The organism is Abiotrophia defectiva ATCC 49176, assembly GCF_037041345.1.
Lineage (GTDB): Bacteria > Bacillota > Bacilli > Lactobacillales > Aerococcaceae > Abiotrophia.
Map to the genome: position 1 here is coordinate 1,267,475 of NZ_CP146287.1, position 25,857 is coordinate 1,293,331.

Annotated in this window: 16 protein-coding genes and 1 pseudogene; 2 read left to right on the forward strand and 15 right to left on the reverse strand. The window is 47.0% G+C overall.

What is annotated here, in order from left to right; translation table 11 throughout:
* Positions 1–21 precede the first annotated feature (21 nt).
* Positions 22–4,506: a transglycosylase domain-containing protein gene (locus V7R82_RS05965; RefSeq protein WP_338541904.1), complete on the forward strand. Its 4,485-nt coding sequence runs from the start codon at positions 22–24 to the stop codon at positions 4,504–4,506.
* A gap of 111 nt (positions 4,507–4,617) precedes the next feature.
* On the opposite strand, the gene V7R82_RS05970 is transcribed toward V7R82_RS05965, so the two are convergent.
* From V7R82_RS05970 to V7R82_RS06020, 11 genes are all read right to left on the reverse strand, one after another.
* Complete coding sequence (locus V7R82_RS05970) at positions 4,618–5,535, reverse strand: PTS system mannose/fructose/sorbose family transporter subunit IID (RefSeq protein WP_338541906.1); 918 nt, start codon at positions 5,533–5,535, stop codon at positions 4,618–4,620.
* 14 nt (positions 5,536–5,549) lie between these two features.
* Entirely contained in the window at positions 5,550–6,365 is an 816-nt protein-coding gene (locus tag V7R82_RS05975) for a PTS mannose/fructose/sorbose transporter subunit IIC (RefSeq protein ID WP_306486058.1), read from the reverse strand.
* Positions 6,366–6,379: 14 nt separating this feature from the next.
* Positions 6,380–7,369 (reverse strand): mannose/fructose/sorbose PTS transporter subunit IIA, encoded by a 990-nt coding sequence (locus V7R82_RS05980; RefSeq protein ID WP_338541910.1) that lies wholly within the window; start codon positions 7,367–7,369, stop codon positions 6,380–6,382.
* 304 nt (positions 7,370–7,673) lie between these two features.
* A complete protein-coding gene (addA, locus tag V7R82_RS05985; RefSeq protein ID WP_338541912.1) occupies positions 7,674–11,603 on the reverse strand; it encodes a helicase-exonuclease AddAB subunit AddA in 3,930 nt (1,309 codons plus the stop codon).
* 2 nt (positions 11,604–11,605) lie between these two features.
* On the reverse strand, positions 11,606–15,142 hold the full coding sequence (locus tag V7R82_RS05990; RefSeq protein ID WP_338541914.1) for a PD-(D/E)XK nuclease family protein: 3,537 nt from the start codon (positions 15,140–15,142) through the stop codon (positions 11,606–11,608).
* Between the two features lie 61 nt (positions 15,143–15,203).
* On the reverse strand, positions 15,204–16,445 hold the full coding sequence (gene pepT, locus V7R82_RS05995) for a peptidase T (RefSeq protein ID WP_338541915.1): 1,242 nt from the start codon (positions 16,443–16,445) through the stop codon (positions 15,204–15,206).
* 12 nt (positions 16,446–16,457) lie between these two features.
* A complete protein-coding gene (locus V7R82_RS06000; RefSeq protein ID WP_314062895.1) occupies positions 16,458–17,264 on the reverse strand; it encodes a Nif3-like dinuclear metal center hexameric protein in 807 nt (268 codons plus the stop codon).
* A 7-nt stretch (positions 17,265–17,271) separates the two neighbouring features.
* Positions 17,272–17,997 carry a tRNA (adenine(22)-N(1))-methyltransferase gene (locus V7R82_RS06005; protein WP_314393630.1) on the reverse strand — a complete coding sequence of 242 codons (726 nt, stop codon included), beginning with the start codon at positions 17,995–17,997 and terminating at the stop codon, positions 17,272–17,274.
* 153 nt (positions 17,998–18,150) lie between these two features.
* Positions 18,151–18,735, reverse strand: coding sequence for an energy-coupled thiamine transporter ThiT (locus V7R82_RS06010; protein ID WP_291454829.1), 585 nt, complete (start codon positions 18,733–18,735; stop codon positions 18,151–18,153).
* 14 nt (positions 18,736–18,749) lie between these two features.
* A complete protein-coding gene (locus tag V7R82_RS06015) occupies positions 18,750–20,432 on the reverse strand; it encodes a ribonuclease J (RefSeq protein WP_070755392.1) in 1,683 nt (560 codons plus the stop codon).
* A gap of 154 nt (positions 20,433–20,586) precedes the next feature.
* Positions 20,587–21,144 (reverse strand): TetR/AcrR family transcriptional regulator, encoded by a 558-nt coding sequence (locus tag V7R82_RS06020; protein ID WP_338541921.1) that lies wholly within the window; start codon positions 21,142–21,144, stop codon positions 20,587–20,589.
* 146 nt (positions 21,145–21,290) lie between these two features.
* Between V7R82_RS06020 and V7R82_RS06025 the strand changes: the two genes are divergently transcribed.
* The gene (locus tag V7R82_RS06025; RefSeq protein ID WP_338541923.1) at positions 21,291–22,412 is read left to right on the forward strand and encodes an alpha/beta hydrolase; all 1,122 of its coding nucleotides are present in this window, start codon (positions 21,291–21,293) and stop codon (positions 22,410–22,412) included.
* 133 nt (positions 22,413–22,545) lie between these two features.
* Here V7R82_RS06025 and tnpA read toward each other — a convergent pair whose 3' ends face one another.
* The 4 genes and pseudogenes from tnpA to purD form a co-directional block, all read right to left on the reverse strand.
* A complete protein-coding gene (gene tnpA, locus V7R82_RS06030) occupies positions 22,546–23,019 on the reverse strand; it encodes an IS200/IS605 family transposase (protein ID WP_338541925.1) in 474 nt (157 codons plus the stop codon).
* A gap of 166 nt (positions 23,020–23,185) precedes the next feature.
* Positions 23,186–23,278: pseudogene (locus V7R82_RS06035) on the reverse strand (DJ-1 family protein); the annotation flags it as partial.
* 10 nt (positions 23,279–23,288) lie between these two features.
* Entirely contained in the window at positions 23,289–24,593 is a 1,305-nt protein-coding gene (gene purB, locus V7R82_RS06040) for an adenylosuccinate lyase (RefSeq protein ID WP_070755388.1), read from the reverse strand.
* A 28-nt stretch (positions 24,594–24,621) separates the two neighbouring features.
* Positions 24,622–25,857, reverse strand: coding sequence for a phosphoribosylamine--glycine ligase (gene purD, locus V7R82_RS06045; protein WP_338541928.1), 1,236 nt, complete (start codon positions 25,855–25,857; stop codon positions 24,622–24,624).

Sequence of the window (25,857 nt, forward strand, 5' to 3'; positions counted from 1 at the left end):
ATAAAGAAAGTAGGTGAATGAATGACACTAGACGATGACAAGAAGAAAGTGTCCGAACAATCGGACCAGCATTACTATGATGTCTCTTTTGACATCGCGCCTGATAAAGAGGATTCAAGGGGTCATTCTACCCCGCCTTCGAACGAGGCAACTTCTAAGCCATCACGCTGGGATAATTTCTACGAAGATTATTCCCGCAGACAAGCACAAGCTCGACAAGAGAGCGCTGAAAGTAATGATCAAGCATCTACTTCAACTAACAAAGGCCAGTCCGAGACTAGTCAGACCACTGAGTCAAGCTCTAGTCAAGGTCAGCAGGATCAAGATAGTTGGCATTACCAACCTAAGTCGGATGAAAAGACTGTCATGGCTCAATCTTCCGAGTTCATCGATCGCTCTGTCAAACGCGTCCGTGACTTCTTCTCTAACTTCAATCCAAGTATTGATGAAGCCAACCCTTATAAGCAGACTAACCAAGTGTCCGACCAGGACTTCCAATCTCATCTTTTCCAAGAGGAAACAGAGAAAGACCCAGCTAGTCCAGCCAAGGAAAAAGCTAAGAAGAAGAAAGTTGTTAAACCTTCAGAGCCTAAAGCTAAGCCAGAACTAGCGCAGCAGAGTGAATCAAGCCTAGAGACCTCAGGATCATCCGAGTTTTCTGACAAAGGCCCTCGTCGGCGGCGGCTCTTTGCCGGCATGGCCAGTCGAGATCATTACGACCAAAATTCGGAAGAAGAAGCTAGCACAGACTTAGGCCTAGCTGGACCTGTTAACATGCCAGACTTATCTGCAGAATCTTCTGCTAGTTCTAAGCCTGCTAGTCGCGTTTACCAACCTCGCATTGAGCTCGCCCAGGACAGTGCGGCTAGTCAGCCCCTGCCAAGTCCTGCCGATATCCAAAAGGAACGCGAACGACGTCGCAGTTTTGACCTTGAGCAGGAAACAAGCAATGAGCTCCGAGAAGAAAGCGAGCCAGTTGCAAGTTCAGACAAGAAGGAAGTGTCCCGTGTCTATCAACCTTTAGACGCTGACTTGTTAACACCAAGTAGAGACCTAACTAAAGAAGACCAAGTGGCTGAACTTAAAAGTCCGGCCCCTACTGAGTCAGTCGCTAGCTCAAATGACCACAGCACGGAACTGGAGTCAAACACTTCACATCCAGCAGATTCACTTGGAAGCTCTGAAGGCCAGGAAGAAGGCCCTCACCTTTCATCACGAGGACGTGCCCGACTCAGTTCGCTCTTGTCCATTTTCGATAATATTACACCAATTAAGGTGCCAAACCAGGCCCCTGCTGTAGATGACTCAAGCCAGGGCCGAGAAGCTGAGCACTTAGAACAAAGTGCTAGAGGCTCAAGTTATCAAGAACCTGATCTAGTATCTCAGGATAGACTTGAAATTGAGTCAGAACCCGAACAAGCGCCTGTTTCTTCAAGCCATCCAGATGAGCCAAATCACTTGGATCAAGAAGTGGACGACCTATCTATCGAGCCAACAAGTTCCCAAGCGGAAGTTGAGGCTGAAGCTAACCTTAATCAAGAAAAATCTCATGATCAGCAATCAGATTATGAAGCGACAGCACTTGTTGCTAGTCAAGAAAACTTGATTCCTCAAGCATCTGAACCATCAGAGCAAGAACCAAGCTTAGCTGAGGAGAACTCAGAGCAGCATGAATCAGATCATTCTGATTCAGACTCAAGATCAGACGACTATGACTTGGCTTGGACGGCTAAGACTAGCAAGCTAACTAGCCTAGACCCAGATTACTTTGACCAAACGCAAGCCAGCGAGCTTGAGCCCGAACGAAGCCATGATGTGGAAGAATGGGCTCAAAATCAGGATTCAGAACCTGAATCTGATGACCACGCGCCAGCTGCCCTAGACTTAGCTGCTGCCGGCCTTGGTGCTAGCCAAGATTCAGAACGCAAACGTCGTAAAACCAAAGGAAAAGGTAAATCCAAGGCTAAGGTCATTGACCTGTCTAACTACACTGCCAGAGAAAAGATTTTCTTAGGTCTTAATGTGGCAGTCAATGTAGTTCGCCGCATTGCTCTCTATATCGTCCTGATCGGCTTGCTCTTAGGTTCCTTAGCTGCTGGGGCTGGGGCTGGTTACTTTGCCCACCTAGTCTCTGACACCAAGGTGCCTAATCGTGAAGAAATGGCTGCCAAGATTAACAAGTTGGAACAGCAATCCACCATTTACTATGCTAACGGGACACCGATTGCTAACGTTCAAGCCGATGTCATTCGGTCTGTGACTAGCCTGTCAGATATCTCGCCTAACATCGTCAATGGTCTGGTATCGACTGAGGACTCCTCCTTCTATGAACATAAGGGGGTTGTGCCTAAAGCAATTCTGCGGGCTACCCTGCAGGAAGTCTTGTCACCAGGTAGCGGGACCGGTGGTTCTACCCTGACCCAGCAATTGGTCAAGCAACGTCTCTTAACTAATGATGTCACCTTCTTCCGGAAAGCCAATGAAATTCTCTTGGCCCTCCGTCTGGAGCAATTCTTCAGCAAGGATGAAATCCTCACTGCCTATCTCAACGTGTCACCATTTGGTCGTGACCATAACGGAGATAACGTAGCCGGGATTGAGAAAGCTTCAGAAGGGATTTTTGGTAAAAAGCCTAGCGAGGTCAACCTGGCTCAAGCAGCCTTCTTGGTCGGCTTACCGCAGGACCCTTACAATTACACCCCTTACCAACAAAACGGGGAGCTTAAGACCGACTTATCAGCCGGAATTGGCCGGATGAAGGACGTCCTCTACTTCATGTACCGTAACCATAAAATTAGCGAGGCCGACTACCAAGCCGCTCTCAACTATGATATTAAGGCTGACTTCTTGCCAGCCGGCAGCCCAAGTGTAACGCGCCAATCCTACCTCTACCGAGCAATGGAGCGAGGCGCCATCGAACAAATCATGCGTCTCAATATTGAGCGTGATAAATTAACTTGGACTCAAGTTTATCAAGATGACAACTGGTACAACCAATACTATAAGGAAGCCGAAGAGCAACTTAAGACTGGTGGTTATAAAGTTTACACAACCATTGACCAACAAATCTATGACCTCTTGCAGGAATCCGCTAAGAAACACATTAATGACTTAGGGATGGCCTATGAAGGCGTCTATACTGACCCTGAAAGCGGCCAAGAGACCTCCTATGTTGAGAAGGTTCAAAATGGGATGGTTGTCATGGATAACAACTCCGGTAAAGTCTTAGGCTTTATCGCAGGGACAGATTTTGAGAATAACCAAATCGACCACGCCTTTGGTATTCGTCGTTCCCCTGGTTCGACCATTAAGCCATTGGCCGTCTATGGCCCTGCTATTCAAGAAAACTTGATTAATCCATCGACGGTTATTCCAGATACGGAATTTACACAAACCTTCGAAGATGGTACGACTTGGTCCCCTACTAACTATGGTAACGTAGTCAGTGGTGGTGCTGAATCGGCTCGGGTTGCCCTCTATAAATCGGACAACTTGCCTGCTATTCGGGTCTACCAAGAAATGCAAAAACGCTCAGTTGATGTCATGGGCTATTTGGAAAAAATGGGCTTTAACCCAGCTGCCTCCTATACGCCAGAAGACATCAAGAACTTAGCCTTTGCCATTGGTGGGGTTTCAAGTGGTCCAACTGTCCTAGAAGAAACTCGGGCCTTCGCAACCTTTGCCAACAATGGTAACTACCATGACGGCTACTTCATCGACCGGATTGAAGATGCGGCTGGTAATGTCGTCTTCCAGCACCAAAGCAACCCTACCCAAGTCTTCAGTGAAGATTCCAACTACCTTATGATTGATATGCTACGTAATACCATGACAGAAGGTACTGGTCGGATTGCCAAGGGCTACATGACCATGGGTGGTGACTGGATTGCTAAGTCCGGGATTAGTGAGAACTCTAAGGACGTCTGGTTCATTGCCTCAACACCAAGTATCACCATTGGTTCTTGGATTGGCTATGACAGCCGTTTCCAAAACTATACCATCAATATCAACGACGGCTACGGTCGTGAAAGTGAACGGAGCCAACGTTATTGGGCTAATGTAGTCAATGAACTCTATGCTGCCCGTCCGGATATCTTTGGGGTAGACCGGAAATTCAGTCGTCCATCTAGTGTCCAAGAAACGGACGTCTTACAACAAACTGGTACTAAGCCAGGGACCATGCGTCTAGATAATGGCGGGACTATTTCCATCACCGGTCCAATCTACAAGGATCTCTTCAAGGTCAGCCATCCAGCTCCAGAATTGAACTACAAGTTCTTATTCGGTGCAACGGATGAAGAATTGGCTAACTTCTGGTCCACCTACCGTGCGCAACTAGAAGAACAACGACGCCAAGAAGATCAACGACGTCAACAAGAATCGTCAAGTTCTTCAAGCTCATCAAGTTCTTCTGCCGCTAACGAAACCCCGGGTAACGGTAACGAGACCCCAGGTGGTAACAATAACCAGAATAACAACCAAAACAATACACCAGGCCAACGCTAGGTAAAATGAGAAAGTCAGGAAGATTCACTTCCTGACTTTCTTTTTCTATATACAAAAAGAGACGGACTCTATAATAGAGTCCGTCTACTTTATTAAGCTACTAGGCTACCATTAAGGAGCAAAGATACCTAAAACATAACCAATAATCCCGGCAGCAAAGAGACCGAAGATAATGAGGATTGGGCTAACTTTCTTCTTGAGTAACCACATACAGAGGAAGGTCAAGAGAACAGCTGCCAAGCCTGGCACTAACATATTGAGGTTGTCTTGCAAGGTCGTCACTTTATTTGGAGTCAGTGATCGGTTGCTCAATTGTCCCAAGATGTTTTGTAGGGTTCCACCATCCACTGCCCCTTTAGGGAAGTGAATATAGGCATCCTCAGCCAATGGTACGTTCGACACCACAGGTGCAAACTTAATGGTTGTCCATCGTGGAACCAGAATCCCCATAACGAACATCCCTAAAATAGATGCCCCCTTGGTTAAAGTCTGTAAGATACCACCTGACAAGTCGTTAGTGATTTCAGAACCTTTAGCATAACCAAATTCTTGCGTATACCAGAGGAATCCTACACGAATCGCATTCCATACTACAAAGAAGAAGAGTGGTGCTAAGATAGAGCCACCAGTTGCCAAAGAGGCAGCAATCGCCCCAAGGATTGGGCGAACGGTGAACCAGAAGACTGGGTCACCAATACCGGCCAAAGGCCCCATCATCCCAACTTTAACCCCTTGAATAGCTGCGTCATCAATTGGCACACCATTAGCTCTTTCTTCTTCCAGAGCCAAGGTTACCCCTAAGATTGGAGCCGCAATGTATGGGTGAGTGTTGAAGAATTCAAGGTGACGTTTGAGGGCTGCAGAAGCCTCATCACGTTGTGGGTACAATTTTTTGAGGGCTGGAATCAAGGAATAAGCCCAACCACCGTTTTGCATCCGTTCATAGTTCCAAGACCCTTGGAGGAATTGGGAACGCAACATTACCTTAAAACGATCGGATTTCGTTAAGTGTTTCTTTTGTTCAGTCATCGTCAATTCCCTCCTTAGTAGTCATTGAGAATATCGCCTAGTGGATCGCCGGAGCTAGCTTGTCCCCCACCGCTACCTGAGCCACCAGTGTTTTGGCTGAGACGGATATAAACAACCGCCAAGACCACCCCGATAATCCCGGTTGCAATCAAGGTCAATTGGTTAAGTGGAGCCAAGGCAAAGCCTAGGAAGAAGAATGGCCATACTTCAGGTGTTGCCATCATGTTAATAACCATGGCATAACCGACCGCTACGACGAAGCCACCGCCGATGGCCATCCCTTTGGTAAACCAATCAGGTAAAGCTGCTAAGGCACCTTGAACGGTTTCGGTTGGCAAGAAGAGCAGGAAAGTAGCTGGAATGGCAATACGCAAGCCTTGGCAAGCAAGAGCTACCATATGCCAGAATTCAACGCCACGGAAGTCACCCTTTTCAGCGGCAGCGTCAGCACGGTGAACGATGGCCACTGATAAGGTACGTACCACCATGGTCAAAGCCAAACCAACAGTCCCTAAGGTAATCGCTGCTACAATGGCCAAGTTCTGACCTTCATCTGTGAAGGTACCAGTTTTAACATAAATGATGGCAGAAGCCACAGAAGCTAAAGCCGCGTCAGGCGCAACCGCAGCCCCGATGTTAGCCCAGCCCATCGCAATCAATTGCAAGGCCCCACCTAACATAATACATTCGCTGAGATGACCAGTTGCAAGCCCTACTAAAGAACAAGCAATAATTGGTTGATGGAATTGGAACTGGTCCAAAATCCCTTCCATCCCTGCTAGAAACGCTACCACAATGACAGCAAGAATTGATAGAATATTAAATTCCATTATGATACCTCCTATTAAACTTTGAGGCCTTCACTGGCCTTAGCTTGGATACTCTTAAACAAGTCAGTTGGCTTGTCACTTGGCACCTTGCGGACGTCGAACTTAACGCCAAGATCACGAAGCTCCTTGAAGGTATCCACATCGCCTTGATCCATAGACAAGACATTTGTAACTAATACCTTACCGACAGAGTGAGCCATAGAACCTACGTTGAGCTCTGGAATCTCTACTCCAGCCTTGATAACCTTGAGCGCATCCTGAGGATTTTCGAAGAGTACCAAAGCCTTGGTCTCACCGAAGCGAGGGTCTTTAGATACTGCAACAAACTTGTCAAGGGGTACTACGTGAGCACGCACACCTGGGGGAGCTGCTTGCTCAATCAGCTTCTTACGTAAGTCATCTTGGGCTACAGTATCGGACACCACGATAATCCGGTTAGGTTGAGTGGCTTTAGTCCAACCTGTTGCAACTTGGCCATGTAAGAGCCGAGTATCAATACGAGCCAAGACGAATTTGATTTTGCCGTCTCCTAAGACAGTTCCTTCTGGAATCGCACCTTGTGGCGCAGCTGGTGCTGCTTGAGCCACTGCTGGCGCTTCTTCTGGTTGTAAAGCTTCAGGGCGAACTTTGACACCGTCTTTGGCCGTTGGAATAATGGCTTTGGCGATATCGTGAGCCTTGTCCATAGAGAAGCGACTTGCATATGATTCAATCAACATAGGCAAGCTAAGACCGGCTACAATGGCACGTGTCTCTGGCGCTTCTTCAAAGAGAATATTGGCTTGGTTGAAGGGACTACCTCCCCATAAGTCTACCAAGAACAGAATCTCTTCGCTCTCAATACGGTCTACGGCTTCACGTAATTTACGCTGCAAATCATCTGGACCTTCACTTGGCATAAAGGTCACGGATTCAACGTTGGCTTGTTCACCAAAAATCATTGAACCGGATTGCTTGATACCATCAGCAAACTCACCATGACTTGCGATAATAATACCAACCATGATTCTACCTCCTAAATAAAAATTGAAATATATAATTTCAACTTCTAGTATAGTATAACGTTTACATAAATGCAATAGCTAATATTGATTATCAAATATTCTTCTAGACATGTAAGTATATTTTTATATCAATTTATGTATATTAACGAGCATTCCAACCCCCTGTGCCCCTTTTTAGCAAGTATCAGAACCCTTCCCACATAAGCAAAAAAGCTGGGAGCAAGGTCAACTGCCTTCAAAAGTTGTTAAGTGAAGACAACTTTTGACAAGCTTCAGTTTCCTTGTCCCAGCCTTTCAAGGCCTATTATTCGAAGTCATAAAGGTCGGTGACTGGCACCACCTGGTCGAAATCCAATAAAACTAAGTAAACATCTGTCACTGCTTTGCCTTTTGCCAGACTTAAGGCACGAGCATAGAGGCTCATTTGGAAGCGATATTTGTCGACAATCTGATTGATTTGGGCTGACTTAGTTATACTTACCCAAGGACGATAGCGGTCGGTCTTATAGTCAATTAAGATGAGACGACCATCTGGCAAATTAAGATAATTATCGACGACCCCATGGACCAGAAGCTGACTATCGGCTAGTTCTTGGAGCTGGTCAGCCCCCAGCTGACGAGCAAACAACTTGGCCGCTGGCAGACGATAAGAGAAGGCCTGCTCGCGATGTAGGGATTTAGCCTGTTTAATCAGGACTTGGCCCAAGTCACTAGCTAAAAATTGGCAAATGCTGGCTAACTTAACGGCCTCCCACTGACTAGCTTCCATAAAGCCAGCGGCTAGCCAAGCTTGCGCCTGCTCTTGAATGGCAGCCGGATAGTCCGACACATCCAGTCCTTCTAGCGCACTAAAGTCTAGCTGCTGCATAACATAGTGGGTAAAAGTCCCAATCTGGGCAGCTGTATAGGCTTGGCGCTCTCGGACAAAGCGAGGCGCTTGGAAGGTATCTCCAGTAAATCGAATACTCTGGATACCAGCCTTTTGGCCAGTCTCGGACTCTTCCGCCCTTTCCTCATCTTCTTGACTAAGCCAATCCCAACTGATTTGCCCTGGCCGTCGGTCGGTGAAATGAGATAGTTTTTCATTATGTGGTTCTTCATAGAGTCGCTTGAGCTCCGACACAGATTGGTAGCTAGAGGTCTTACTAGCCAGACCGTAGTCGTACTGACTCTCTAGGAGGCTTTGGATAAAGGCCCCTACCTCACTTGTCACCTCATGCTGATCGACTGTTAATTTCAAATCTGCCAACCAGTTTTGGTCATCCTGAAGCCAAGGTCTAGACGCAGATGCCTTGAGAAGTGGCAAAAGCTCTGCTTCCGCCACATAAGTCAGTCGCACTTGTTCATTAGTAAAGTCAGTCGTAGATTGAGGATGACGTCCACTAAAGGCTGTCGCCATAAGCAACCAGTCTAGCCAACTTCCTGCTCCCTGGCGGAGGGCGCGATTCATGACCAATTCTTGGCCACTTGCAGCCACAACTTGCTCTTGTTTAGCCTGAACTTGGTCTTGGGATTTGACACTGCCCACAATCACCAGTTTTTGCTCACAACGGGTCAAAGCCACATAGAGCTTACGCATTTCTTCTGATTTCAACTGGCTACGCCGTTCTAATTTAATAGCTTCCTTAATAAAGGAAGGATACTGCAATTGATGTTTGATATCCAGATAATCCAATCCCAAGCCATAGCGTTTGGAAGGTACATAAACCTTCTGCGTATCCTGAATGTTGAAACGTTTGCCCGTCTGCATTAGATAAACAAAAGGAAACTCTAGCCCCTTGCTGGCATGAACGGTCATGACACGCACAAAATTCTGGTCCTCACTCAGTAAGAGGGGCTCAGCCAAATCTTGGTCGTGGGCCATGATTTGTTCAATAAAGCCAACAAAAGCCGTCAAGCCCTTATAGTTACCCGCTTCAAATTCCACTACCCGTTCATAGAAAGCATGGAGGTTAGCCTGGCGTTGATCCCCTTGATCCAAACCTGCCACATAATCTAGGAAGTAGGTTTCTTGATAGAGGGTCCAAATTAAGGTGACCAGGTCCACTCTTTGGGCTAGCTGGCGCCATTCTTTGAGTTTGTCCATGAAGGTAGTCAAGGTTTCTTGTAGGGCTATTAGACTCGCTTCTTCTAAGAGTAACACTTGCTGGCAGGCTTCATAGAAACTGCCGCTACTAGGCACCCGAATGCGAATCTGACTGAGTTGCTCATCACTTAAGCCCACAAAATGTGACCGTAAAATGGCCACTAGGGGAATGTCTTGATGAGGGTTATCAATCAATTTAAGCAGGGCTAGCATGAGCCGAATTTCTTGGCGTTGGAAATAATTCTCAACATTTTGACTTAGGAGTGGAATGCCTAGCTGTTCAAAGACTTGTTTAACCGGTTGGAAGGGATGGCGGGTCGAACTCAGAATAACAAAGTCCTGATAGGTTACCGGCCTTTGCTGACCTAGTTCCTTGTCATAAATCTGCCACCCTGCTTGGACGCGCGCTTGAATATCCCGGCCAATAAGCCAAGCTTCCGCTTCAAGGCTAGTCTCCACACCTTGATCCAAGTCTAAGTCCTGGTCTTCAGGCTCCCCTTCATCTGCTGCTGAGGACTCATAGAGTAAGAATTCAATATCGAATTCCGGATCAGGAGGCGCAGGTAAAAAACTATGATTGCCTGTCTTGAGCGACTCCATGGCACCGTACTGCATTTCCCCAAAACCTGGGTCCATCAGACGCTGAAAGACAAAGTTAGCAAATTGTAAGATTTCGTCACGAGAACGATAGTTGGCATCTAAGACAATCAGATGACCGCCTTTGCCCTCTTGATAGGCCTGATATTTGGCTAAGAAGAGGCTAGGCTCTGCCATACGGAAGCCATAGATGGACTGCTTGACGTCCCCTACCATGAAGAGATTACCACTTAAGTCTTGGCGGCGTTCACGCGACAGAAAACTTAAGATAGTCGCTTGAATGTCGTTAATATCCTGATACTCGTCCACTAAGACTTCGCGGAAGAGATTCTGATAATAGAGGGCCGCCTCGGAAGGCTGCCGCTGGCCTAAGTCCGCATCATAAGGGGCCAGAATATCCAGAGTCAGATGCTCTAAGTCATTATAGTCAATGCAGTTTTGTGCAACTTTGGCTTGCCAGAGAGCCTGACGGAATTCAAGAGTCAAGTGGGCCAAGTCTTGGATGCTAGCCCCCGCCTGCCCTTCTACATAGACCGTCGTATCGTAATCTAGAACCATCAATTGTCGCACTCGCTCAATCTGCTCCTTGGCTTGATCTCGTAAGGCCTTTACTTGCTCCAAAAGCTCCTTGTCTTCTTCCGCCTTCTTGCCGCTTGGCCATCGATCGAAAGAGACTTGTTGGAAGAGAGCAAAAACTTGGGCTAAATCTTGACCTGTCAGGACTGACTGCAAGGCTTGCACCTGGCTTAGCTCGGCTTCTAACAGGGGCTGTAATTTGCTTATCATAGCATCTGTCAGACTTTCTAGGCCAGCCAAGGCCTGTTCTAGCAGATGCTGAGCATGTGACAGACTAGCCTGCCATTCAGGCAAGAGGACTGCCTGATAGAGCCCGGTCTTAGCAAAATCTTCAAAATGCAAGGCCTGGTCTGCTAGCTGAGATAGCCAGACTTGGGGCTCAGGATGAGACGAAGCAAATTGATAAAGGTCTAAAATCAATTGATAGAGTCCTTGGTCGCTAGGCCCTGGACTGAATTGAGCTAGCAGATGGAAAAGTTTTTCCTGCCAGTTGGGATCTTGAGCCAGGTCAATCATCAGCTCCTGCCAAACTTCTTGATAGAGCAAGGATTTTTGCGTCTCATCTGTTAAGAGTCGGAAACTTGGGTCAAAATCAATAATGTAGAAATACTGTTGGATAACCTGCAAGCAGAAACTATGCAAGGTTCGGATATGCGAGGCTGGCAACAATTGAAGTTGACTGACCAAATGAGCTTGCTCAGCTCTATCGGCCGTCTGGTTGACGGCTTGTTTAAGCCGGTTCTCCATCCGCGCCTTCATCTCGCTAGCAGCAGCCTCCGTGAAGGTAGACACTAGCAGTTGGTCCATGTTGGCATAATGAGTCAGCAAATGATTGAGAATCCGTTCAATCAAGACCGTGGTCTTACCTGACCCGGCTGAAGCGGAGACCAGAATATTGCTACCCCGTTGGTGGATGGCTTCCCACTGGCTGTCATTAAATCGTGAATTTATTGGTTTAGCTGGTAAGGTTTCCAAGGTTATAGCTGGCCTCCTTTCTCACTCGTCTCTGTGTCTTCTTTCTTACTTGCTTCTTTTTCGATTTGAGCCAGGACTTGATCCTTAGCAAGGCGCTTATGACGGTAAGCACCATAATGTACGGTCGCATCGAAGCCTGTAATAACTCGATAGTCGGCTTGCAGGCTAGGTGTAAAGCGTTCATCCTTAAAGGGCGCCAAGCTGATATCCCCTCTTTGAATGGCATTCCCTGCCTGGATCATCAAATGGAGCAGATGCTGATTGATTAGGCTTAATTCCGCTTGATTGACAGCCGGAACATGCTGGTAGTAGCTACCATCTTTTTTAAGCTGAACCGGGTAAATCTGACTCTTAGACTGATTGACCAAGCCAGGTTCAATGGCCACTAATTCAGAGCCCGAAATAGTCATTAGCCCCCTGTATGGATGAAGTTGGTTCTTAGCCAAGTCTAGCCCGTCTTGGCTCAGTCGAGCCATCTGCTTACTATCTACCTTGACGAAGCCGCCTGCTAAGGATTGATAGAAGGCCCCTACCGCTTGGGCATGAGGATAACGTTGACTGGCAACTTTCAGGTAGGTTAAGACCTGCAAATCCAAACCATAATAGAAGTCGACTAGGTTGAAAGTCTTCTTTCCGGATTTGTAGTCCACTACCTGGTAGTAACTTTGGCTTGGATCCGCATCAATGCGGTCAATCTTACCTCGTAAGGTAAGGTTGCCCTTATCCAAAGGCAGGATTAACCCTGCTTCTTGCTGGCCACCAAAGACCAGCTCGGTCGCAACGGGTTGAACCGTCAAGGCTTGACTTTGCGCCAGACTGACACTTAAAAATTGCCGCAAATGCTGATCCAGCTTGCGCTTAATCAAGTGCATGCGAGGATTGGTGCCAAAGATATTAAAGCGTAAGTCTTCCGCCATAAGGGTCTGAATGCTAGCAAAGTTAGTTTCAAAATCAGGCTTGGCTTGTTGGGCTTGAGTAAATTTATCTAGGAAATCATGATAATAATCCCCTGCCCCTGCGGCATTTAATTCTAGCTGCTGACGGGGACGAATTTTTAGCCCATAAAGCAAGAAATGGCTATAGGGATCCTGGTAATACTGCTCTAACTTAGAAACCGAGGCCGTCATCTTCTGGCCGAAGAGGGCCAAAGCTGTCTCTGGTGTCAGATTCTGAGGCAGTTGGTTAAATTGGAAGAGCTGAGCCAAGAGTACCCAAGTATGAGGATTTTGGCTGGCCATTAAGGTCAAAAAGTCTAGAAAGGCAGCACTTGGTCGGTCCTTTTGCTGCGAATAGTGATGGACTAGCTGCAAGAGCGGACTCATTTGGACCGGATAACGACCAAACTCAAGTCGGCTTAATTTGACTTGATTCTGATGAATCAAGGTATGGGTATAGGTCTTAATAGGCAGATGGAATTGCTTCGCCAATTGCTGCAAATATGGCGATAGCTTAACGGTCTGTTGGCCCTTCATCGCCACATAAGAGAGATAGAGTCGGTCGCTGGCGCTGAGCAAGACCTGCTGGGTCATGAGCAGTTCTAAACTATAATTGTGCTGGCTAGACTGACGCAATTGTTGGTATGGCAGGAGACTTTCCCCCAGAGATTGGCGGTTGGCCACACTCAGTAGCGAATCTTCCTGATGATGCTTAGGTAGAGTCAGCTCGTCTGCCCCTAGCACAAAACAAACCTTATAGGCTTGAACCTGAGGACTTTCCATGCTAGTAACCATGACTTGGTCTAGGGCAGGTGGAATAATATGGAAGGTGGCTTCATTCAAACCCGTTAGCAGGAGTTCTTGGAACTCACTAAAGGTCAGCTCGGCCTCCCCATAAAGTTGATAGAATTCATCTAGGCTAGCAGTCAAGGTCTGCCAAACTTGTTCATACTGGCGAGACAGGGCTAGGTCCCCTTTTTCGATGGCTTGGTCACGCCGGGCAATCAGACGATCCTTTACGCCTACTTCTTCCAACCACTGATAGAGCCATTCAGCTGCTTTTTGGCCATTAAAGCTAGTCGCCTGCGCTAAGTCTTGGTAAGGGGCAAAATCAGCCAAGAAGGACTCCCGCAAGGCTTGGACTACTTGACCATAAGTCTGGTCGGTCACCTGACCAGCCGCATTGACATAAGGACGGTCTGCTTGGTCAAAACGCCAGTCAAAAGACAATTGGGCAAAGCGATAGCCCACATAGCCATTAGCCAGCACCACATTCTCGAGCAAGTCAACTTGAGCCTTAAACTCCTCTTCTAGGGCTTGCCCATCCTGGGGATTTTGGGCTATAGCGGCTCGCAGGTCAGCCGGTAACCAGAGACCTGATTTGAGAATACCGAAGATGTCGGCTAACTGGTAACGATAGCGATAGAGCTTTAGCCCCGCTTCCAGCCACAGGACCAGGGGATGCTGGCCCATACTTACGGCATGGTCATAGAAATAAGGAATGTCATTCTGTTCAAAGAGGGCTGTCACCAAAGGGCGATAACGGTCCATATCCCGTGTGAGGACTAAGATGTCGCGGTATCGGTAGCCTTCCTGACTCACCAACTGGTGAATCTTGTTGCTGGTATGTCGGACTTCCGTCTGAATGGCATCGTGCTCCCAAATCACATGAGTCTTAACTTGATTGAGAGGCTGACTCAGTTCTTGAGGGGCTAGCCGCAAGTGGTTTTCAAATGCCTGGGCTAACGCTAAGATATTAGCTTGGTAGCCCTCCTGCGCCTGTTCAATAGTCCAATCCTCTGCCACAGGCAAATGGAGTGACTGGGCCAACAATTGCATTTGCCCATAGGTATGACGAGCTACTTCGATGAGTGGATCATAGGCTTTAGAACGAGCCGCTTGCTGGGATAAAGGCAAGGTAATCCAGACAGCCTGACATTGTTGAATCAAGGTGGTCAATAATTGTAGCTGCTGACCATTGAAGAAGTAATGGTGATCCACAACCAAATAGGTTGGCCGGCTTAAGGGATGAGCCTTAAGGTAGCTATCCAAACGCTGCAAGTCGTGATAATGCCCTATTACTTGCCCTTCAATTTCTTGGATAAAGCCTTGATAGAGCAGGGCCAACTCAGCTAGGCGCTTGGCTTCCTGCTGGTTCAAGTCAGGCACTTGACTCAGGTTCTCGGGCTGAATTTGCCCTAGATAGAGTTCATCGAAGAGCTGGGCTAATTTCTCGGCAAAGCCCTGATGCTTGACCTGACCACGAAAGACCTGTAATTGATCCTGATAGCGAGCTAGCAGGCGTTTAATAATCATAATCTGACCAATACTAGAAATTGGCTTTTCTTCGGCTAGGCTGTTAGGCATGAGGAACCAGGCCAGGCGCTTGAAGGAAACTACCTGAATGTCGACTAGAGTCGCCTCATTGGATCCATATTTGTCTTGGACAGCTGCTAGCAAATAGGACTCCATATCAAATTTTAAGTGTTCAGGTACTAAATAAAAGAACTGGGCCTCAGGCTCCTTGGCTTTAATGTCCAATAATTTATCTACCAAGATTTTTTTCTTAGCACGATCCAGTCCCCCAAGGACAAATTGCAGCATGCGGGGCCCTCCTTTCTCTAACGATGGTAAGGTCTGTTTGATAGGGCAAGAAGCTCAGACCTTAGGCCTGAGCGTTTGCTTGGATAATACCGACGATGACTTGGGTAGCTTTGACCATGGATTCAACAGCGACAAATTCATAGCGTCCATGCATGTTCTCGCCCCCGGCAAAAATATTAGGGGTTGGTAAGCCCATGAAGGAAATCTTAGAGCCATCGGTCCCACCACGAATGGGTTCAATAATTGGCTTAATCCCAATGGCTTCCATGGCAGATTTAGCCAGTTCAACAGACTGCATGTCTTGCTCAATGACTTCAGCCATGTTGTAGTATTGGTCCTTCATTTCAAGGCTAACAACTGGGACGGGATAGGCCGCATTCATCTTATCAACAATGCTTTGGACTAGGTCTTTCTTAGTTTGAAAGGCTTGACGGTCGTGGTCACGAATAATTAAGTCTAACTGGCCTTGATCCACGGTCACTTGGGCTTCCATTGGATGGATAAAGCCTTGACGGCCATCTGTCTTCTCAGGCACTTGATCCTCTGGCAAAGCAGAGAGGAAGTCCTTAAGCAGTTGTACGGCATTAATCATCTTACCCTTGGCAGTCCCTGGGTGGATATTTTTACCATGGAAATGCAAACGTGCCCCTGCCGCATTGAAGCTCTCATATTGGAGCTCACCGACCGGCCCACCATCCATGGTATAGGCGAAATCACAGCCAAAGTGCGCCACGTCAAAGCGGTCGGCCCCACGACCAATTTCTTCATCTGGACCAAAGGCAACTCGTACCTTACCATGTTCAATCTCAGGATGAGCCGCCAAATAAGCCATAGCCGTCATGATTTCAGCAATACCAGACTTGTCGTCTGCCCCTAAGAGGGTTGTCCCATCCGTTACAATCAAAGTTTGGCCTTGGTAACTACTTAAGGCTGGGAAGTCCGCTACCTTCATGACAATATCTTGAGCCTGATTGAGGACGATGTCTTGACCATCATAGTTGGGAATAAGACGAGGTTGAACATTCTCAGAATTGAAGTCTGCCGTATCCACGTGCGCGATAAAGCCAATGGTTGGGACTGGCTTGTTGCTAGTCGCTGGTAGGGTCGCTGTCACAAAGGCATTTTCTGGGTTGAACTCCACTTCTTGGAGGCCGATGGCCTTCAATTCATCCACTAAGAGATGCAGTAAGTCCAACTGGCATGCAGTTGAAGGCACAGTGGTGCTAGCTTCATCAGAGCGGGTATTAATTTTAGCGTAACGGATTAAACGTTCTTGGGTTTCTTGGAAAAATTGTTCTGTCATAAGATGTCTCTCCTATTCATATCGGAAGGGGTTAGTTGATGCTTGAGATGGAATGACTTGATAGTCAAAACCTTGATCTTGAGCTAATTGGGTCAGGAAGGCTGGCATTTTTTCTTTGAAAATGCTCTCGACATAGTGGCCCACATCGACCGTCATCATGTCTTCTTGATAGCAGAGCTGCGCCCGATGGTAGGAAATGTCTCCTGTTAAAAAGACGTCAGCCTGGCTCTGTGCCGCTGCTTGAATATATTCTGGCTGGGTCCCACTACCGCCAATCAAGGCAATTCGTTGATAGCTATCCTTAGGCTTTGCTTCTACCACTGGCAATTCAGTCCGGCCATAAGTTGACTTCAAGAGATCCAATAGGGCTTGGCGATTGAGCGCTTGAGGCAGATCCCCCACTCGCCCTAAGCCAGGCTGGCCTTCTTGAGCGCCCGGGGTTAAGGATGTCACGCCTTCTAGGCCTAGCTGTTCTGCTAGCCAGTCATTCATGCCATTATGGGCAATGTCAAAGTTAGTATGCATAGCAAATACTTTGATGTCATGCTTAATTAAGGCTTCATAGCGAGCCTGTTCAGGACTGGAAAAGTCAAACCGTCTAATTGGACTGAAGAGGACCGGATGGTGAACGATTAGGGTATCTACGCCTTTCTCAATGGCTTCGGCTAGACTGGCATCATCTAAATCCAAGACGGCCATTAGGCGCTTAACAGGAGCCTCAGGCCGACCAAAGTGGTTGCCGACCTGGTCCCAGGACTCGGCCATTTGAGGCGGATAGTGGGCCTCAAGGGCAGACATTAATTGGCGAAAATTTGTCATGTTATCATTACTCCTCTTCTTGACATTGGCTTAAGCTATCCGCAATCCAGCCTAATTTTTCAGCAATCTCGGCTAGTTTAGCTTGATCTGGTTGAGGTGCTGCTTGAATTTGGGCTTGAATGGCCTTGAGATTCGCTTCCTCTCGCGCCCATTTTTGTTTATATAAAGGCCCTCTGATTTGGCTTAAGCTTGGACCAAGATAGGCCTGACGTGGGCTTAAAGCAGAGGCACCAGGTTGATGCTGAGCAACGATGATTTCATAGAGTCGTTGACTGTCTTCCACGATGGTCTCGTGGACAATCTGGTAGTCGTGTTGACTAAGCCAGCTTCTCAGAGTGGCCTCCCCAATATTGGGCTGAAGCACTAACAAGGGGCCATGACTTAACTTATCTTGTCCCTCATCCAATATAGACCGAATGAGACTGCCTCCCATGCCACAAATACTGATAACATTAATAGCATCGTCAGCTTGGATGACGGCTAAGCCGTCCCCCAGCCTTACTTGAATAATTGAATCTAGGCCTTGACTTTGAACCTCGGCTTGGGCAGATTGATAAGGTCCCTTTACGACCTCCCCTGCTACTGCTGCTTGAATTTTTTGATTGAGGGCTAAATGGCATGGCAAATAGGCATGGTCACTGCCAATATCCGCCAAACGGATGTCACTGGCCCCATACTGGCAAATCAAATCTGCCACTGTGGCTAAACGTCGCGATAATTGTTGAGAATTCAAGCTCCCACCTCCTAAAACTACTAGTTCTATTATACCCCATTCTTGTGAAAACGCCTATGAATTTACTAAGACTTTGACGACTTTTCAGCAACTTGTTAATAAATGATAAAAAACGCGCTTGCCAATGGCAAGCGCGTTTCATTTTAAGGCAAATTAGTCATTTAAAAGACGTGAAACTTCCCGACGAGTCAGATAACGACTGCGTTTTGGAATGATGGTATCCACATTGGTGCGAGCCAGAATCACTAAGATAACGAAGGCTAGTGCCCAAGCCTCTAGACCAGCTAGAGCGGCAGTGCCCCAAGTAAAGGGAATTTCTTGTTGCATGAGCCAAAGCATGCCCACCTTGATAGCTAGGAAGCTAGCTACCACTAAGAGACTGGCAGTCCCCATATTCAGGTAAGTTGAGGAATAACGGCGGTTGTTGAGGGTCTTTTGGGTATATTTGGCGAAGAAACCTGCCAAGCCAGCTGCTGTATAGGGCAAAACATCAATCAAGGCAGTTGAGACAATATCGCCAAAATGCCCCGCTACAGCGCCCGTAATTAAGCCAACAACCACACCACTCACAACGGCATTGGCACCCCCATGACGGAGGCCTACCCAAATGAGAGGTAAGACAACAAGAGCAGTATGGAGAGGCAGCTCACCCAGTTTCAGCCAGAGTATAGAAATTGCCAAACTGAGTACAATGGCTAGCAGAACATCTCGCAAACGACGTACTGTATGTTTATTCATTAAGGCGTCCCTCCTTAGTTCTTATTAGGTTGGTATTGCGACGCTTCCATAATGATTGGAAGGACAACCGGACGACGCTTGGTTTCCTTGAAAAAGTACTTGCTGACTTGTTCTCGCAAATCACTCTTCAATTCAGCCCAGTCGAACTCTTCGCTGGCCAAGTGCTTATCCAAGATATCTAAGGTCATGTCCGAAGCAGATTCAATCAAATCGATGCTGGACTTAACATAGACGAAGCCACGGGTTACAATTTGTGGCCCCACTAATACCTTCTTGAGACGGCGGGAAATTGTCGCGACGATGACACAAATCCCATCCTCACTGAGGATACGACGGTCGCGTAAGACGACACTCCCGATATCGCCGACCCCATTCCCATCGACTAAGATGTCCCCTGCTGGCACTTCTTGAGTCATCAGGAATTGGCCCTTACGGTATTCAATCACATCACCAGCACTAGGAATGAAGATTTGATCGTCTTCATAACCCAATTGATTGGCAATATCGGCCAAAGCCGCTTGTTGACGGTATTCACCGTTTACAGGGATGATGATTTTTGGTTGTAAGAAATTAATCATGAGTTTGAGCTCATTAGGGGTCGCGTGACCAGAGGCTTTGAAGCTGTCGGTCAAGACCTTAACTTGAGCGCCTGCTCGGTAGATCATATCTTGGGTCCGCGCCATAGCTGTCTCAATGGCAATCGACGGCGTTGAAGCAAAAAGGACCAAATCTCCTTCTTGCATCTTGACTTGACGGTGACGACCTTGAGCCATGAGTTGCAAGGCTTGAATAGGCTCACCTGACATGCCGGTCTCTAAGATAATAATTTCATGGTCTTTGAACTTGCCAATATTCTTCATTTGGCCGAAGGTACGCTTACTTGGCATAATCAGTTTATCTAACTTGATGGCTGTATCCACGATATCCATGAGCTCCCCACCTGGAACGAAAATGGTCCGTTTAGAGGTGTGGGCAGCATCCATGACTTGTTGGAGACGTGCGATGTTGCTACCAACGCAGGCCACAATAACACGACCATGGGCATTACGGAAAGTCTCTAGAATCTCATCAGCAGCCTGTTGGTCACTCACGTTTTCCACATGGCTTTCAGCTTCCGAAGAATCGGCCAAGAGGGCTAAGACACCACTCTCCCCAATATCTGTCAAGCGTCCAAAGTGAGTCTTGTAAAGAGGCTTAGCACTTGGGTCAATGCGGAAGTCACCGGTATAGACAATGGAACCTTCCTTGGTTTGAATGACAATCCCCACAGAGTCTGGAATAGTGTGAGTTGTCCGGAAGAAGGAAACATTGGCATCTTCAAATTCAATTTCTACTTCTTCATCGATTTTGAAGAAGTTCTCCAAACGGTCAGCCAAGCCCCGTTCCTTAGCTAGAAGGGATGCCAATTCAATGGTCAATTCCGTCCCAAAAACAGGGGCTTCAATCACTTCTAGCAGATAAGGTAAGGCACCCACAGCATCGGCGTGCCCGTGAGTGAGGAAAATCCCCACGACACGGTCCGCATTTTCTTCTAAGTAGGAGAAGTCTGGGATGACGGCGTCAATCCCTAGCAAGCCCTCCTCTGGGAAGACTAAGCCACAGTCCATTACAAAAATAGACTCGTTGACTTCTACCACATACAGGTTTTTCCCTGCTTCGCGGACCCCACCTAGGGGAATAATTTTAATATTGCTCATAATTCACCTCAAAAATTCATTTCATAAAGTCGATAAGTGCTGTCGATAACCGGTCCAGCAATCATCACAACTGATTTAGATGTTCTTCTTATTATATACTGTTTTGCCTGATTTTGCAAAGGACGAATCGAGCCTGTACCCTCCGCCAAAAAGCCTAATTGCCAAAGTTTTTACTTGTTTCAACCACAGCCTTACACATAGCCTGAGCTAGTTTGGCATAAACTCTCATATCTTGACCTACAATCGATTCTGTCACCATCAGATCCGTTGTTTTTAAGGCCATAGCGCTGAAATACTGGCTGAGGATATGAGAAGACTTGAGATGGCCTAAGTGTTTCATAAATAATTCCTGAAAGGCCTGGTCCAATCGTGACCGGAATCCATCTGATCCTAAATTAACGGCTAACAAGCTTTGGAAGAAGGGACGGTCGGGTTCTACGATTTCAGTCACGAAGCCTTCCAGATACCGATAAAAGTCCAACTGATCATCAAATCTTCTGGCAATCAGTCGCTCAATCTTAGCCATTTGCTCGTCAATAATTTCCACTAGTAGCTCTTCCTTGCTTTCGAAATGGCTATAGAATGTTGACCTTGCACAGCCTGCCTCTTGGCAAATTTCTTCAATCGTCAAATGCTCAAATTCATCCACTTGGATCAGTTTTTGCAAAGCTTGTTTCAGTGCCTGTTTGCTTTTGATAATTCGTCTATCCATGGCGGAGCCTCCTAGTCAAACAACTTATTTAATCCAACAAATCAGGTTAATCTGTTGGATAAACAACAAATAGAGCTTTTCTGTTCTGTCTTATTATACACCATTTGGCTATGCTAGTGACAGATAGACCAAAAGGAGTGAAACTTATGAAACACTATACCGGCGACCCGCAATTTGACTTCCAGATTATTCGCTTTACCTCTCGACTTAAGCATCATCCTGAGGTTATGGCAGATTTAAGTGAAGTAGGCCAAGGCATCTCTGATTTTGAATCTTGGTACACTTGGTGGTCTAGCAAAGCTAGCGATTATGAAGCCCAAGGTAAATTGGACATTGCTGCGCGCTACTTTCGGGCAGCAGCCTTCTACTTAGACGCCACCGACCCTCGCAAAAAGTCCACTTTAGATCATTATACGGCCCTTTTTTATCAAACTTACCAGGGTTCCCCTTATAGCTACCATAAAATCCCCTATCCTGGCGGCTACTTGCCAGCTCTGCGGATAGAATGTCCCGGCGCTAGTCGAACCCTCCTCGTTCTTGGGGGCTTTGACGGAATGCTTGAAGAACTGTGTGACTTTGTGGCTCCCCTTCAAAATCAAGGATACCATCTTATCCTGTTCGACGGACCAGGTCAGGGCCAAACTTATCAGCAAGGCCTCACATTTCAGCCTAATTTTGAAGTGCCCGTTAAAGTTGTCCTAGATTATTTTGGCCTTAAGTCCTGCGACGCCATGGGACTGTCCTGGGGCGGATACTTTGTCATGAGAGCTGCGGCTTTTGAACCCCGCATTCAGTCAGTTATTTGTTTAGATATCTTCTATTCGGCTATGGATGCCCTCAAATTAACCTTGGGCCCAGTAGCCTATTCTGGCTTTCGCCTACTCTATCGTTTAGGGGCTAAGACATTGATTAATGCCTTAACTGAATATTTTACAAAATCCAATATACAACTCAAGTGGTCTCTACAGAATGGTTACCAACTGACTGGTGAGAAGACCCCTTATGATTTCTACCGAAATTTAGATCGTCACCAGGTAGCCCCTATCTTAAATCGTATTAGTCAACCTTGTTTATTATTAGCGGGACAAGAAGATCAATACGTCCCTACCTATCGTCTCAAGCAGATCAAAAGAAAATTAATCCATGCTAAGGCTATTGAAAGTCAGCTCTTCACTAGCCAGACAGGCGGGGCCCTTCACTGTCAAATGGATAGGCTAGACCTTGTCTATCCCCTTGTGCTGGACTTCCTACAAAAATACAAACACTAAATCAAAACCGCCCGTGACAACGGGCGGTTTGCTCTGCGGCTGGAAGCCTCTGCTACCGGCCACGGCCTAAAGGCCTACTGAATCGGTTTCCCTCCTGCACCACTTTTCCTCACTAGCTCTCAAAGAGCTTCACTTACTTTCTCCTATACTTTTCTCCTGTGAAAGGATCTGTCGCTTCGAACAAACTCAGTTGTTCTGCTACCTGGTCCTCCCGAACTTGATTTCGAATGTATTCTTCAATCTTCTCCTTGTTTCGGCCTACTGTATCCACGAAATAACCTCGACACCAAAACTTGCGGTTCCCATAACGATACTTTAAATTGGCGTATCGATCAAATATCATCAGACTGCTTTTTCCTTTCAGATACCCCATAAAGCTCGAAACACTCAATTTGGGTGGGATACTGACTAACATATGAATGTGGTCTTTGCAGGCATTTGCTTCATGGATCATGACGCCCTTGCGCTCGCATAATTCACGGATAATTCTGCCAATCGTTGCCTTGCACTTCCCATATATGATTTGACGTCGATACTTGGGGGCAAACACGATATGGTACTTACAATTCCAACTTGTGTGTGCTAAACTATCATTGTCCTTTTTCATAAGGATACCTCCCTGGTTCTTTTTGTGTGGTCGGGAAACCTACACTAAGTTTACCACTTGGGAGGTTATTTTTCTTACCTCGCTATAAGCTCTCCGGAACCACCAGCATTGCTGGTGGTTTTCTCCATACAATAAAAAAGAGGCCTATCGGCCTCTTTTCTTAATGCTATTGACCAAATATGTCCTGATAGAGCATGGCTTGACGTAGAGTTTGGGCGTCGCCACCTAGTTGGTCTATCAACTCATAGGCAAAAGCAATGCAAATTAAACTAGTCTTCCAAACCAGGAATCCGGTGGAAAATCTTATCAATGTTGACTAAATGAACTTCTAACTCGAAGCATGAATCAAGTGTCGCAGCATCCATGGTCGCTTGAATGGTTGGGTCTTCTTGCAAGAGTTGCTTGAAAGGAATGGCCTCAAACCAAGACTTCATGGCCAGCGGTTGTACCAGGTCATAGGCCTGCTCACGGGCAAAGCCGTATTTTTCGATCAAGGTCGACATGGTCCGCTGAGCGAAGATAACACCATGAGTGGCATAGATATTCTTAATCATATTGTCTTCGAAAATGGTTAGATTTTGGATAACCTTAGTGAAGCGCGCTAACATGTAATCTAAGAGACTAGTTGCATCCATCGATAAGATACGTTCCGCACTAGAGTGGGAAATGTCCCGTTCATGCCAGAGTGGAATATTCTCATAGGCTGCCAGCATATAGCCCCGCATCATCCGGGCGCAACCAGCCATGTTCTCACTTGAGATTGGATTGCGCTTATGCGGCATGGCACTAGACCCTTTTTGATTTTTAGAGAAGAACTCTTCTGCTTCTCGCACTTCAGTCCGTTGGAGATGCCGAATCTCTACGCCAATTTTCTCAATTGAACTCGCGATTAAGGCCAAGGTGGCATAATAATCAGCATGTCGGTCCCGTTGGAGGGTCTGAGTAGACACATGGCTAGACTCAATACCCAGGCTTTGGCAGACATAGTCTTGAACTTCTGGTGGCGTGTTGGAGAAAGTCCCCACAGCTCCTGAAATCTTACCGACTTCTACCATCTTACGGGCAGCCTTGAAGCGTTCGATATGACGATTAAATTCATCATAGTAGAGGGCAAATTTGAGCCCAAAGCTAGAGATATCAGCATGTACCCCGTGGGTCCGACCAATACATGGCGTGAATTTATACTTGAGGGCTTTTTCCTTGAGCGCGGCCTGGAAATCTAAGAGGTCTTGATAGAGAATATCATTGGCTTCTTTATAAAGGACACCATAGGCTGTGTCCACAACGTCGGTTGAGGTCAAGCCATAGTGAATCCACTTCTTCTCAGGACCTAAGTAGCTGGAGACATTGCGGGTGAAAGCCACAACATCGTGCTTGGTTTCCTTCTCTAATTCCAGAATGCCCGCTAGGTCGAAGTCGGCCTTTTCAAAGAGGGCTTGGACATCTTCTTCAGGGACTACACCTAAGGTTGACCAAGCTTTAGCGGCATATAGTTCAACTTGGAGGGCAGCCCGCCAACGATTTTCATCACTAAAAATACTACGCATAGGTTCGCGACTGTAACGTTCTAACATCTTATAACTCCTTTACTTGAGCCTGCGCTTATAATGAGCGGTAGCCGATATCCTGACGGTAGAATAAATCAGGGCAATCAATCTTCTTAATCTCATCATAAACCTTCTGTCTAGCGCTGGCAAGTGTAGTCCCCTTGGCGCAGACAATGAGGACACGTCCACCATTAATGGTCAGCTGATTGGCTACCTTGCGGGTCCCCATGTGGAAGACTGGTACACTTAGCTGATCCAAGCCCTTAATGACGCTACCTTTAACACTCGCTTCAGGATAACCTTTGGCGGCTAAAACCACGCCAATAACCGCATCTTGATCCCATTCCAATTGGAAGTCCTGGCCATCAATGACGGCATTAGCCACCTGATAAAGGCTGGACTTAAGTTGGAGAAGGAGGACTTCACATTCTGGATCCCCAAAACGAACATTGAATTCAATGGTTTTGACGCCATCGGCACATTTCATCAGGCCAGCATAGAGGATGCCATAGAAAGGCATGCCTTCTTGAGACATGGCATCGACCATAGGTTGAACGACTTGATCTAAGCCTTGGGCAACATCCTGGTCGCTGATATGAGAAATAGGCAGATAGGCTCCCATGCCCCCAGTATTGAGGCCACGGTCACCGTCTAGGGCCCGTTTATGGTCTTGGGCCACCTTCATAGGCACGACCTTGCGGTCTGACACAAAGCACATAAGGGAAAACTCTTCCCCTTCTAGGAATTCTTCAATAACAACTGAGCCACCTGCGTCCGCAAATTTAGCTTCTTGCATCATGGCTTTGAGCGCTTCTTGCGCTTCTTCTTGAGTCTGGGCGATGATGACGCCCTTGCCTGCGGCTAGGCCATCGGCCTTGAGGACAATAGGGCTTGCCTGTTGGGCAAGATATTGTTTGGCTGCCTCATAATCGCTAAAGCTCTCATGCTTGGCTGTTGGAATTTGGTATTTGGCCATCATCTGCTTGGAGAAGACCTTGCTACCTTCTAACTGAGCCGCCTGAGCAGAAGGACCAAAGGCCCGAATACCAGCTGCTTGAAGGCGATCCACTAGGCCGTCGACTAGATATACTTCTGGTCCTATGAAGACCAAATCAATGGGCTCCGTCTGACAAAAAGCAATGAGCTCAGCTTCGGTCAGAGATAAACAGGTCCCAAACTCCGCCACGGCTGGGTTATCCCCTAGGAGAAAAACTTGATGACCTTCTTGGTGGAACTTGTAAGCTATGGCATGCTCACGCCCACCGGCACCTACTACGAGTACCTTAGCCAT

Coding starts and splice junctions, on each gene's coding strand:
- V7R82_RS06010 (WP_291454829.1), bottom strand. CDS start 18,735: ATGAATAAACATACAGTACGTCGTTTGCGAGATGTTCTGCTAGCCATT.
- V7R82_RS06025 (WP_338541923.1), top strand. CDS start 21,291: ATGAAACACTATACCGGCGACCCGCAATTTGACTTCCAGATTATTCGC.
- V7R82_RS05970 (WP_338541906.1), bottom strand. CDS start 5,535: ATGACTGAACAAAAGAAACACTTAACGAAATCCGATCGTTTTAAGGTA.
- purB (WP_070755388.1), bottom strand. CDS start 24,593: ATGTTAGAACGTTACAGTCGCGAACCTATGCGTAGTATTTTTAGTGAT.
- V7R82_RS06015 (WP_070755392.1), bottom strand. CDS start 20,432: ATGAGCAATATTAAAATTATTCCCCTAGGTGGGGTCCGCGAAGCAGGG.
- V7R82_RS06020 (WP_338541921.1), bottom strand. CDS start 21,144: ATGGATAGACGAATTATCAAAAGCAAACAGGCACTGAAACAAGCTTTG.
- V7R82_RS05990 (WP_338541914.1), bottom strand. CDS start 15,142: ATGCTGCAATTTGTCCTTGGGGGACTGGATCGTGCTAAGAAAAAAATC.
- V7R82_RS05980 (WP_338541910.1), bottom strand. CDS start 7,369: ATGGTTGGTATTATTATCGCAAGTCATGGTGAGTTTGCTGATGGTATC.
- V7R82_RS06000 (WP_314062895.1), bottom strand. CDS start 17,264: ATGACAAATTTTCGCCAATTAATGTCTGCCCTTGAGGCCCACTATCCG.
- purD (WP_338541928.1), bottom strand. CDS start 25,857: ATGGCTAAGGTACTCGTAGTAGGTGCCGGTGGGCGTGAGCATGCCATA.
- V7R82_RS05975 (WP_306486058.1), bottom strand. CDS start 6,365: ATGGAATTTAATATTCTATCAATTCTTGCTGTCATTGTGGTAGCGTTT.
- pepT (WP_338541915.1), bottom strand. CDS start 16,445: ATGACAGAACAATTTTTCCAAGAAACCCAAGAACGTTTAATCCGTTAC.
- V7R82_RS05965 (WP_338541904.1), top strand. CDS start 22: ATGACACTAGACGATGACAAGAAGAAAGTGTCCGAACAATCGGACCAG.
- tnpA (WP_338541925.1), bottom strand. CDS start 23,019: ATGAAAAAGGACAATGATAGTTTAGCACACACAAGTTGGAATTGTAAG.